Origin of the sequence: Scandinavium lactucae, from assembly GCF_033843265.1 — a bacterium.
Classification (GTDB): domain Bacteria; phylum Pseudomonadota; class Gammaproteobacteria; order Enterobacterales; family Enterobacteriaceae; genus Scandinavium; species Scandinavium lactucae.
On sequence record NZ_JAWXRD010000001.1, the window covers coordinates 276,570 to 288,950 of the forward strand.

The following is a 12,381-nucleotide window of genomic DNA, read 5'->3' on the forward strand; positions in this document are numbered from 1 at the left end:
ACCAGTGGCGTTAGGCACCGTGTAGAATGGCGAGTATGATAAAGCAAATTATAGGTTATGTCCTGCACTGACCATAAGGTCATCGTAGGGAAAATCGCCTTTTATCAAGGTGAATGCATCACCTGCGGCATGATGAATATGACTATCCGGGGAGTCTATGCAGTATTGGGGTAAAGTGATTGGTGTGGCAGTCGCGCTGATGATGGGCGGCGGGTTTTGGGGCGCGGTGCTCGGGCTGTTGATAGGTCACATGTTTGATAAGGCGCGTAGCCGCAGACTCAACTTTTTTGCAAACCAGCAGGAGCGTCAGTCCCTGTTCTTCGCCACCACCTTTGAGGTGATGGGGCATCTGACCAAATCCAAAGGGCGTGTCACCGAAGCGGACATTCATGTCGCCAGCATTTTCATGGACCGCATGAATCTGCACGGTGAGTCTCGGACTGCCGCACAGCAGGCTTTCCGCGTCGGTAAAGCGGATAATTACCCGCTGCGTGAGAAGATGCGTCAGTTCCGTGGCGTCTGTTTTGGTCGCTTTGATTTGATTAGGATGTTTCTGGAAATTCAGATCCAGGCGGCGTTTGCCGATGGCTCTTTACATCCTAACGAGCGAGAAGTGTTGTTTGTGATAGCCGACGAGTTAGGAATTTCCCGTGCCCAGTTCGATCAGTTCCTGCGTATGATGCAGGGGGGCGCACAATTTGGCGGCGGTTATCAGCAGCAGTCACAGTCCGGTGGCGGCTGGCAGCAGGCGCAGCGGGGTCCAACCCTGGAAGATGCGTGTAATGTGCTCGGGGTGAAAACCACTGACGATGCCACCACCATCAAGCGCGCGTATCGTAAGCTGATGAGCGAACATCACCCGGATAAGCTGGTGGCAAAAGGTTTACCACCAGAAATGATGGAAATGGCGAAGCAGAAAGCCCAGGAAATTCAACGGGCTTATGAGCTGGTAAAGGAACAGAAGGGATTTAAGTAAATCGGCCTATTTTACTTGCCATTTTGAACCAGGGCAGTGCTCATCACCGTCACGTACTACGTGTACGCTCCTGTGATGGCGCGCTGTCCGTGTCCAAACTGGCTGCGTCAATAACGGCCAGTGACCTTATTCTTATTTAAAAATCTACCGGTGCCTTAAAGGTCATGCTGGTGCCAAACTGCGGATGGGTAATGGTCAGCATCGCCGCGTGCAGCAGCAGGCGAGGTGCCATTGCCAGCGCCTCCGGCGTGGCGTAAAAGCGATCCCCCAGAATCGGATGTCCTAACGCCTGCATGTGGACCCGCAGCTGATGTGAACGCCCGGTTATCGGTTTGAGCAGCACTCGCGCCGTATTGTCATCGGCATAGTCCAGCACTTCATATTCGGTCTGCGCCGATTTTCCGGTCTCGAAACATACCTTCTGCTTAGGACGATTTGGCCAGTCACAGATCAACGGCAAATCGACCAGACCTTCCGCCTTTTCCGGATGTCCCCAGATGCGTGCCAGATACTGCTTCTTCGGTTCACGCTCGCGGAACTGGCGTTTAAGCTCCCGTTCCGCGGGCTTGGTCAGAGCCACTACAATCACGCCACTGGTCGCCATATCGAGACGATGTACCGATTCTGCCTGCGGAAAATCACGCTGAACGCGCGTCATCACGCTGTCTTTGTGGTCGTCCAGGCGGCCCGGCACGGACAACAGGCCGCTTGGCTTGTTGACCACCATGATGTGCTCGTCCTGGTAGAGCACCACCAGCCACGGATCCTGAGGCGGATTGTAGGACTCCAGTACCATAACCTTTTCCTTATTGATGCGTGACGACGATCAGTCGCAGCGCATCGAGACGCCAACCTGCCTGCGCCAGGGCTTCCATCACCTGCTGACGATTGCTTTCAATCGCTTCCAGCTCGTCATCACGAATGTTCGGGTTGACGGCTTTCAGCGCTTCCAGACGTGCCAGCTCGGCGCTCAGTTTGTCGTCGGCTTCGCTACGCGCCGCTTCGATCAACGCCTTCGCCGCTTTTTCAATTTGCGCTTCGCCCTGCTGCAAAATTGCGTGAACGTCTTGCTGTACGGCGTTTACCAGTTTGCTGCCGGTATGACGATTGACCGCGCTCAGCTGACGGTTGAAGGTTTCAAACTCCACCTGTGCCGCGAGGTTATTGCCGTTTTTATCGACCAGCATACGCACCGGCGTTGGCGGTAGGAAACGGTTCAACTGCAGCTGTTTCGGGGCCTGAGCTTCGACCACGTAAATCAGCTCCAGCAGCAGCGTTCCCACCGGCAATGCTTTGTTTTTCAGCAGAGATATAGTGCTGCTGCCAGTATCGCCAGAGAGGATCAAATCCAGACCGTTGCGGATAAGCGGGTGTTCCCAGGTCAGGAACTGGGCATCTTCACGTGACAGGGCGATGTCACGCTCGAAGGTCACGGTACAGCCGTCTTCCGGCAGACCCGGGAAGTCCGGGACCAGCATGTGATCGGATGGCGTGAGGACGATCAGGTTCTCACCGCGATCGTCCTGATTGATCCCGATGATATCGAACAGGTTCATCGTGAAGCTGATCAGCCCGGTGTCATCGTCCTGCTCTTCAATACTTTCGGCCAGCGCCTGCGCTTTCTCGCCACCGTTGGAGTTGATCTCCAGCAGACGGTCACGGCCTTGCTCAAGCTGGGCTTTCAGCGCATCGTGCTGTTCGCGACAGGTTTTGATCAGATCGTCAAAACCGTCGGTGTTTTCTGGGGCTGCCAGATACTCAATCAGCTGGGTATAGACACTGTCGTAAATGGTACGACCGGTCGGGCAGGTGTGTTCGAACGCATCCAGGCCTTCGTGGAACCAGCGAACCAGCACCGATTGCGCCGTTTTTTCCAGATACGGAACGTGAATTTGAATGTCGTGCGCCTGACCGATACGGTCCAGACGACCGATACGCTGCTCCAGCAGATCCGGGTTGAACGGCAGATCGAACATCACCAGGTTGCTGGCGAACTGGAAGTTACGGCCTTCGGAGCCAATTTCAGAACACAGCAGCACCTGCGCGCCGGTGTCTTCTTCGCCGAACCAGGCGGCGGCGCGGTCACGTTCGATGATCGACATCCCTTCATGGAACACGGCGGCACGAATGCCTTCGCGCTCGCGCAGGACCTGCTCCAGCTGCAGCGCAGTAGCGGCTTTGGCACAGATCACCAGCACTTTCTGCGAGCGATGGCTGGTCAGATAGCCCATCAACCACTCAACGCGTGGGTCGAAGTTCCACCAGGTCCCGGTGTCGCCTTCAAACTCCTGATAAATCTGCTCGGGATAGAGCATATCGCGGGCGCGTTCTTCGGAAGATTTGCGTGCGCCCATAATGCCGGAGACTTTGATTGCCGTTTGATACTGGGTCGGCAGTGGCAGCTTGATGGTGTGCAATTCGCGTTTCGGGAAACCTTTCACGCCGTGACGGGTGTTACGGAACAGCACGCGGCTGGTCCCGTGACGGTCCATCAGCATGGCAATCAGTTCCTGGCGTGCGCTTTGTGCGTCGTCGCTGGCGCTGTTGGCGGCCTGCAGCAGCGGTTCAATATCCTGCTCGCCGATCAGATCGCTCAAGGCATTCATCTGTTCATCTTTCAGCTTCTCGCCGCCCAGCAGCAGAGCAACGGCATCGGCCACCGGGCGGAAATTCTGCTGTTCTTCGACGAACTGCTCGAAATCGTGGAAACGATTTGGGTCAAGCAGACGCAGGCGCGCGAAGTGGCTTTCGAGGCCCAGTTGTTCAGGGGTCGCGGTCAGCAGCAGGACACCGGGCACACGTTCTGCCAGCTGTTCAATGGCCTGATATTCGCGGCTCGGCGCGTCTTCGCTCCACACCAGGTGATGGGCTTCATCCACCACCATAATGTCCCACTCGGCGTCACACAGATGTTCCAGGCGCTGCTTGCTGCGGCGCACGAAATCCAGCGAACAAATTACCAGCTGTTCGGTTTCAAACGGGTTATCGGCATCGTGCTGCGCTTCGGCGTAACGCTCATCATCAAACAGCGCAAAACGCAGGTTGAAGCGGCGCAGCATTTCGACCAGCCACTGGTGTTGCAGGGTTTCCGGCACGATAACCAACACGCGCTCGGCGGCACCGGACAGCAGCTGCTGGTGTAAAATCATCCCAGCTTCAATGGTTTTACCCAGGCCCACTTCATCCGCCAGCAGAACACGCGGCGCATGGCGACGGCCCACGTCATGGGCGATGTGCAACTGATGCGGGATCAGGCTGGTGCGCTGGCCACGCAGGCCGCTCCACGGCATACGGTACTCTTCGCTTTGATATTTACGCGCACGATAGCGCAGCGCAAAGCGATCCATACGGTCAATTTGTCCGGCAAACAGACGGTCCTGCGGCTTGCTGAAAATCAGCTTGCTGTCGAGCAGCACTTCACGCAGCACCACGCCTTCTTCTTCGGTATCCAGACGGGTACCGACGTACGCCAGCAGACCGTTTTCTTCTTTTACTTCGTCAACGCGTAGCTGCCAGCCATCGTGGCTGGTAATGGTATCGCCTGGATTGAACATCACACGGGTGATGGGAGAGTCGTTACGGGCGTACAGTCGGTTTTCACCCGTTGCCGGATAGAGGAGAGTGACCATTCGCGCGTCAATCGCGACGACGGTTCCTAATCCCAGTTCGCTTTCTGTATCGCTGATCCAGCGTTGACCAAGTGTAAAAGGCATATATTTTGGGCTCTATATCTACAATTGCAGGCAATAATTGTCCTCCGCTGAAATTACCACGGAGAGTCAAAATTGGGGGCCAGGAATGGAAAGGGCGCTATGGTACTGGAAGCCAGAGTGTTAGTCACCTGTCAAAATAGCCCCAGCTGTCCTGTCAGTAGTGTAGCAAAATCATCCTGCACGAAGGGCAAAATTCCATCGGCAACGGGTTCCAGTTGTTTGGTAAGGTAATGTTCGTAATCGAGCGGAGACTGCTGATAAGCCAGCGGTTCAGGCCCGCTGGTGGTCCAGACGTACTTAATGCTGCCGCGCGATTGATATTGTAAAGGTCGCCCGAGCCGGGCGTTATGTTCATCGGCAAGGCGTGCCGCGCGAACGTGCGGTGGAACGTTACGCTGGTACTCTGCCAGCGGGCGACGCAGCCCCTTGCGGTACACCAGCCTGTCGTCGAGTTCACCGGCCATCAGTTGGTCGATTGTTTCACGAATGAAATCCTTATACGGCTCGTTACGGAAGATGCGCAGATACAGCGCCTGCTGGAACTGCTGCGCCAGCGGCGTCCAGTCGGTTCGTACCGTCTCCAGCCCTTTAAAGACCATACGCTGATCGTCACCGGTCTGGATCATCCCGGCGTAGCGCTTCTTACTCCCGGTTTCGGTGCCGCGGATCGTGGGCATCAGGAAGCGGCAAAAATGAGTTTCAAACTCCAGCTCCATCGCGCTGGTCAGCCCCTGCTTTTGTAGCTCAGCGGTCCACCAGTCGTTCACAAACGTCACCAGATTGCGGCCAATTTGGGCCGCATCTTCTTCGCTGTGTGCCCGTTTCAGCCACACAAAGGTGGAGTCGGTATCGCCGTAAATGACGTCATAGCCCTGCGACTCAACCAGCGCTTTAGTCTGGCGCATGATCGCGTGGCCGCGCATGGTGATCGACGAGGCCAGGCGAGGATCGAAGAAGCGACAGGCGCTGGTGCCGAGCACGCCATAGAAGGCGTTCATGATGATTTTCAGTGCCTGGGAGAGCGGTTTATTGCCCTGAATTTTGGCTTCGTCACGCCCGTGCCAGATTTGCCCGACGATCTCCGGCAGGCAGTTTTGACTGCGCGAGAACCACGCCCCAAGAAAACCTTCGGTGCTGTGTTCGGCGTCTGGCCGGGCCATGCCTTCGACCAGGCCCACCGGGTCTATCAGGAAGGTACGAATGATCGACGGGTACAGGCTTTTGTAATCCAGCACTAAGACCGAATCGTACAGGCCAGGACGGGAATCCATCACATAACCCCCGGGGCTGGCCTGCGGCGGTACTTCGCCCAGGTTCGGCGCGACATAGCCCAGACGGTGCATCCTCGGGATATAGAGATGTCCAAACGCCGCCACCGAACCGCCGTGACGATCGGCGGGCAGGCCGTTCACCGTGGCGCGTTCCAGTAAGAATGGCATTATTTCCGTTTTATGGAAAATGCGCGTAACCAGCTCGCAGTCTTTGAGATTGTACTTCGCCAGGGCGGGTTTATCTTCGGCGAAGCGGCGGTCAATTTCGTCCATCCTGTCCCACGGGTTATCGATGGATTTCCCTTCTCCGAGCAACTCCTGCGACACGGCTTCCAGCGAGAAGGACGGGAAGTTCCAGAAGGCGGATTTCAAGGCTTCGATACCGTCGATAATCAAGCGGCCATTGGCCTGGGCGAAGAACACGCCGTTCTTAAAGCCGTGCTCGCGCCAGTCGAGCTCGACGTTACCACGCCCGAGCAGCAGCGGAATGCGATACCGCTCGGCGTGTTTTTGCAGGACTTTGAGGTCAAACTGCACCACATTCCAGCCGATTAACACATCGGGATCGTGCTCGGCAAACCAGGCGTTAAGCTTTTCGAGTAACTGCGGGCGGCTGGAGACATATTCTAGCTGAAAATCGAGCTGTGACGGGTCACCGTTTTCCGGCCCTAGCATATACACAATGCGCTGGCCGCAGCCTTCAAGGCCGATGCAGTAGAGTTCACCGTGGCGGGTGGTTTCGATATCCAGCGACACCCATTTCAATGGGGGACGATAGTTCGGGCTTGGTTTCAGGCGTGCGTTGATGAGGGCATTGCCATGGCGTTCACCTTCGACCCAAACGGGGGCGGTAATAAAGCGCTCCATCAGATAGCGCTCCGGCGGACGGATGTCCGCTTCATACACCGGAATGCCGTCGGCACGAAGCACTTTTTCCAGCCGCATCAACTGCCGATGAGAGCGACAGTAAAGGCCAAACACCGGCTGGCGATGAAAGTCTTTCAGAGATAAGGGGGCCAGACGCGCATCGTTTTCACCACGCAGCAGACGCTCGGTTTGCAGGCGGTGGGATTCCGGGATAAACGCCACAGAGTCCTGCGGCGCAAGGGTGACCTGCAGCGGACCGTTGTCAGTCGCCAGCCAAAATGATACTTCCGTACCCTGCGGGGTATCCCGCCAGTGACGGGTCAATAAAAAACCTTCTCGCGCCTGGGCCACGCACTCTACTCACAAAGAAAACCAGGCCTGAGTATAGCCTGGTTTGCTTTGTATTGCTGTGGTTTTATACAGGTGTCACTGCCCGTAATACGCCTTCGCGCCGTGTTTACGCAGGTAGTGTTTATCCAGCAGCGTTGGCTGCATCTCGGGCAGCTGCGGGGCAAGCTGGCGGCAGAAGATCCCCATATAGGCCACTTCTTCGAGCACGATGGCGTTATGCACGGCATCTTCGGCGTTTTTGCCCCAGGCGAAAGGTCCATGAGAATGCACCAGCACGCCGGGCATTTGCGCGGCGTTGATGCCCTGTTTTTCGAAGGTTTCGACGATCACGTTGCCGGTTTCCCATTCGTACTGTCCGGTGATCTCGTCGTCGGTCATTTTACGGGTGCAGGGTATTGCGCCGTAGAAATAATCCGCATGGGTGGTGCCGGTGGCTGGAATCGACTGCCCGGCCTGCGCCCAGATAGTGGCATGCCGTGAGTGGGTGTGAACGATGCCGCCAAGGGTCGGGAATGCCTGATACAGCAGGCGATGGGTCGGGGTGTCGGAAGAGGGCTTTTTATTGCCTTCCACCACTTCACCGGTCGCGAGGCTGACCACCACCATATCGTCGGCGGTCATCAGGTCATAATCAACGCCGGAGGGTTTGATGACCAATACGCCTTGCTCCCGGTCCACCGCGCTGACGTTGCCCCAGGTCAGGGTCACCAGATGGTGCTTTGGCAGTGCAAGATTGGCTTCCAGTACCTGACGTTTGAGATCTTCTAACATAGTTGTCTCCATGCCTGATGGCGGCATAAATGCCTTATCAGGCCTACATGCGATCGTAGCGATCGTAGGCCTGATAAGCGAAGCGCCATCAGGCAATTCAGCTTAGCGTTTTGAACCGTAATAGACTTCGTTCCAGCGCAGCGCGTCTTTGAACGCAGGCAGGCGGGTGTCGGTATCAATCACCGTCAGCTCAATGTCATGCAGCTCGGCAAACTGGCGCATATCGTCCAGGGTCAACGCATGGCTGAACACGGTGTGGTGCGCCCCCCCGGCGATGATCCAGGCTTCGGACGCGGTTTGCAGATCCGGGTGCGCCTTCCACAGCGCGTTGGCGACCGGCAGTTTCGGCAGGTTGTGCGGGGTCTGGACGGTTTCAATGGTGTTGACCAGCAGACGGAAGCGATCGCCAAGATCGACCAGGCTTGCCACTACCGCCGGACCGGTTTGGGTATCGAAGATCAGACGCGCCGGATCGGCTTTGCCGCCGATGCCGAGGTACTGCACGTCGAGAACCGGTTTTTCCGCGGTGGCGATGGTCGGGCACACTTCCAGCATGTGCGAGCCGAGCACCAAATCGTTGCCGTTGTCGAAGTGATAGGTGTAGTCCTCCATAAAGGAGGTGCCGCCCTCAAGCCCGGTGGACATCACTTTCATGATCCGTAGCAGCGCGGCGGTTTTCCAGTCGCCTTCACCTGCAAAGCCATAGCCCTGCTGCATCAGACGTTGCACCGCCAGGCCCGGCAGCTGTTTCAGGCCGTGCAAATCCTCAAAAGTGGTGGTGAACGCATGGAAACCACCCTGTTCAAGGAAGCGTTTCATCCCCAGCTCGATACGCGCAGCATCAAGCACGTTCTGGCGCTTATCGCCGTGAACCTGCGCCGCCGCCGTCAGACGGTAACTGCTCTCGTACTCATCGACCAGCGCGCTGACGTCCCCGTCGCTGATTTCATTCACCACCTGCACTAAATCGCCAACCGCCCAGGTATTGACCGAGAAACCGAACTTAATCTGCGCCGCCACTTTATCGCCGTCGGTAACGGCGACTTCACGCATGTTGTCGCCGAAACGCACCACTTTCAGATGGCGGGTATCCTGTTTAGACACCGCCTGACGCATCCATGCCCCGATGCGCTGGTGGGCCTGTTTGTCCTGCCAATGGCCAGTCACCACGCTGTGCTGCTGACGCATACGCGCCCCGATGAAGCCGAACTCGCGACCACCGTGCGCGGTCTGGTTCAGGTTCATAAAGTCCATGTCGATACTGTCCCAAGGCAGGGAAGCATTGAACTGGGTATGAAATTGCAGCAGCGGTTTGTTGAGGATGGTCAGGCCGTTAATCCACATTTTGGCCGGAGAGAAGGTGTGCAGCCAGACGACCAGCCCGGCACATTTATCGTCATAGTTTGCGTCGCGGCAAATAGAGGTAATTTCATCCGGCGTGGTGCCGAGCGGTTTAAGCACCAGCTTGCAGGGCAGTTTGGCTTCGGCATTCAGCGCATTGACCACGTGTTCTGCATGTTGCGTCACCTGGCGCAGCGTCTCGGCACCGTACAGATGCTGACTGCCAATCACAAACCACACTTCATAATTGTTAAAAATCGTCATCTTCATTTCCTTAATGAGTCAGTGCTGCCTGAACCACCGGCTTGTTTTCGGTCGGGGCCGCAGAAGGGAGATAGTGTTGCTCGGCGCTTTTCGCCCATTGCTGGTAGCGCTGATAAAGCTGTTCAAAGCGTTGTGCCTGAGTAGGGCGTGGCTCGAGGGTGTGTTCCACGCGGCTCGCCATCTTGTGCTGCGCGGCCGGAATATCGGGGTAAACGCCCGCGGCGACGGCGGCAAAAATAGCGGCACCCAGGGCGCAGCACTGATCGGAAGCGACGATTTGCAGCGGACGGTTAAGTACGTCGCAGCTGGCCTGCATGATCTCGACGTTTTTACGGGCGATGCCGCCGAGCGCCATCACGTTGTCGACCGGGATCCCCTGCGAAGTGAAACACTCCATGATGGCGCGCGCCCCGAAGGCGGTCGCGGCGACCAGCCCGCCAAACAGCGCCGGCGCATCGGTGGCCAGATTCAGGTCGGTAATGACCCCTTTCAGACGCTGATTGGCATTCGGGGTGCGGCGACCGTTAAACCAGTCGAGCACCACCGGGAGATGTTCGAGAGATGGTTTCTGCGCCCAGGCGGCGGTCAAAGCGGGTAGCAGCTGTTTTTGGTGGGCGTTAATCTGCTCTTTCAGTTCGGGATGCTGGGCCGCCAGCTGCTCCAGTGGCCAGCCAAGCAGGCGGCCAAACCAGGCGTAGATATCACCGAAAGCGGATTGCCCGGCCTCCATGCCGATAAAGTCGGGCGTGACGCTGCCGTCGACCTGGCCGCAAATGCCCTGTACCGCGCGGTCACCGACGCTGGCTTTGTCGGCAATCAAAATGTCGCAGGTGGAAGTGCCAATCACTTTCACCAGCGTGTTGGGCTGCGCCCCGGCTCCGACCGCGCCCATATGGCAGTCGAACGCCCCGCCGGAAATTACGACGCTTTCAGACAGGCCCAGGCGCTGCGCCCATTCGGTGTTCAGCGTGCCGACCGGAATGTCGGCGGTCCAGGTGTCGGTAAACATCGGGTAATCGAGATGTTGATTCAGCAGTGGATCGAGTTCATCGAAGAAGCTGGCGGGCGGCAGGCCGTTCCAGCTTTCATGCCACAGGGATTTGTGCCCGGCGCTACAGCGTCCACGGCGAATATCCTGCGGACGGGTAGTGCCGGACAGCAGAGCAGGCACCCAGTCGCACAGTTCAATCCAGGACACGGCGGCTTCTGCCACGCTGCGGTCTTCGCGCGTCACGTGCAGGATTTTGGCCCAGAACCACTCGCTGGAATAAATACCGCCGATGAAGCGGGAGTAATCCACCTTGCCAGGCTGGTGGCACAGGCGGGTGATGGCTTCGGCTTCTTCGACGGCGGTGTGGTCTTTCCACAGCACAAACATCGCGTTCGGGTTATCGACAAATTCCGGACGTAGGGCCAGCACGTTGCCGTCGGCGTCAATGGGGGCAGGGGTAGAACCGGTACTGTCGACGCCGATGCCGACGACCTCGTTCCGGCGTGAACCGAGTTCGTTAAGCACATTTTTCAGCGCTGTTTCCATTGATTCGATGTAGTCACGCGGATGATGGCGAAACCGGTTGTTGGGCGCATCGCAGTAGCGACCTTCCTGCCAGCGCGGATACCATTCCACGCTGGTGGCGATTTCCTTCCCGGTGGTGCATTCCACCGCCAGGGCTCGCACTGAATCACTACCAAAATCGAGGCCAATTGCTATTGCCATCGTGTTGCTCCATGAAGAGTGTCAGACATGGTGAAACAGTAGATATCCGCGAAAAAAAGCGTCAGGCGTGAACCGCTAATCTTATGGACAATAATGCTGTGTAAACGCAAAGTGTGACGGCGTGCAAATATTCTCGCAGGCCATTTCGCCCTTTTTCGCTTCGCTGGCAATATGGACAATTGATTTCCTGATGAGCCTGTTGAGTGAGCGTTTTTTATGCCTGAACTCCAGAATGACCCGCTGTTACCCGGCTACTCTTTTAACGCCCATCTGGTGGCGGGACTGACGCCGATTGAGGCCGATAGCTATCTCGATTTCTTTGTCGACCGTCCGCTCGGCATGAAGGGCTACATTCTCAATCTGACGGTGCGCGGAGAGGGGGTGATTGACAATCAGGGGCATCAGTTTGTCTGCCGACCGGGGGACATTGTGCTGTTCCCGCCGGGTGAGATTCATCACTATGGCCGCCACCCCGATGCCAGCGAGTGGTATCACCAGTGGGTATATTTCCGGCCACGCGCCTACTGGCATGAATGGCTGGCGTGGCCGACGCTGTTTGCCCAGACCGGTTTTTACCGCCCCGATGATGCGCATCAGGCGCAGTTCGCCGACCTGTTTGGGCAGATCATTGATGCCGGGCAGGGCGTGGGGCGTTATTCGGAACTGCTGGCGATTAACCTGCTGGAGCAGTTATTACTCCGGCGGATGGAGGTCATCAACGAATCGCTACTGCCGCCGATGGATAACCGGGTGCGCGATGCCTGCCAGTACATCAGCGATCACCTGGCCGATAGCCAGTTTGATATCGCAAGCGTTGCCCAGCACGTCTGCCTGTCGCCGTCGCGGCTGTCGCATTTGTTTCGCCAACAGTTGGGGGTCAGCGTGCTGAGCTGGCGGGAAGATCAGCGCATCAGTCAGGCCAAGCTGCTGCTCAGCACCACTCGTATGCCCATTGCCAGCGTAGGGCGCAACGTTGGCTTCGAAGATCAGCTCTATTTCTCACGCGTCTTTAAGAAATGTACCGGTGCCAGTCCCAGCGAGTTTCGGGCTGGTGTAAACAATGTGTGAAAAAAGTGAACCCCGGCGCGCGAATACAGGTCATAACCTGTA

At 57.1% G+C, this 12,381-nt stretch carries 8 protein-coding genes; 2 read left to right on the forward strand and 6 right to left on the reverse strand.

Going from position 1 to position 12,381, the window contains the following annotated elements:
• The first annotated feature begins 157 nt into the window (after positions 1–157).
• Positions 158–976: a co-chaperone DjlA gene (djlA, locus tag SIK69_RS01300; protein ID WP_319628212.1), complete on the forward strand. Its 819-nt coding sequence runs from the start codon at positions 158–160 to the stop codon at positions 974–976.
• A 136-nt stretch (positions 977–1,112) separates the two neighbouring features.
• On the opposite strand, the gene rluA is transcribed toward djlA, so the two are convergent.
• From rluA to araB, 6 genes are all read right to left on the reverse strand, one after another.
• Positions 1,113–1,772 carry a bifunctional tRNA pseudouridine(32) synthase/23S rRNA pseudouridine(746) synthase RluA gene (rluA, locus tag SIK69_RS01305; RefSeq protein WP_319628211.1) on the reverse strand — a complete coding sequence of 220 codons (660 nt, stop codon included), beginning with the start codon at positions 1,770–1,772 and terminating at the stop codon, positions 1,113–1,115.
• A 10-nt stretch (positions 1,773–1,782) separates the two neighbouring features.
• Positions 1,783–4,689 carry an RNA polymerase-associated protein RapA gene (rapA, locus tag SIK69_RS01310; RefSeq protein WP_319628210.1) on the reverse strand — a complete coding sequence of 969 codons (2,907 nt, stop codon included), beginning with the start codon at positions 4,687–4,689 and terminating at the stop codon, positions 1,783–1,785.
• Positions 4,690–4,820: 131 nt separating this feature from the next.
• On the reverse strand, positions 4,821–7,178 hold the full coding sequence (gene polB / locus SIK69_RS01315; protein ID WP_319785225.1) for a DNA polymerase II: 2,358 nt from the start codon (positions 7,176–7,178) through the stop codon (positions 4,821–4,823).
• 75 nt (positions 7,179–7,253) lie between these two features.
• The gene (gene araD, locus SIK69_RS01320; protein ID WP_319628208.1) at positions 7,254–7,949 is read right to left on the reverse strand and encodes an L-ribulose-5-phosphate 4-epimerase; all 696 of its coding nucleotides are present in this window, start codon (positions 7,947–7,949) and stop codon (positions 7,254–7,256) included.
• Positions 7,950–8,051: 102 nt separating this feature from the next.
• Complete coding sequence (araA, locus tag SIK69_RS01325) at positions 8,052–9,554, reverse strand: L-arabinose isomerase (RefSeq protein WP_319785226.1); 1,503 nt, start codon at positions 9,552–9,554, stop codon at positions 8,052–8,054.
• Between the two features lie 10 nt (positions 9,555–9,564).
• The gene (gene araB / locus SIK69_RS01330; RefSeq protein WP_319785227.1) at positions 9,565–11,271 is read right to left on the reverse strand and encodes a ribulokinase; all 1,707 of its coding nucleotides are present in this window, start codon (positions 11,269–11,271) and stop codon (positions 9,565–9,567) included.
• 216 nt (positions 11,272–11,487) lie between these two features.
• Here araB and araC point away from each other — a divergent pair, with 216 nt between their 5' ends.
• The gene (araC, locus tag SIK69_RS01335) at positions 11,488–12,339 is read left to right on the forward strand and encodes an arabinose operon transcriptional regulator AraC (protein ID WP_319785228.1); all 852 of its coding nucleotides are present in this window, start codon (positions 11,488–11,490) and stop codon (positions 12,337–12,339) included.
• The last annotated feature ends 42 nt before the right edge of the window (positions 12,340–12,381 follow it).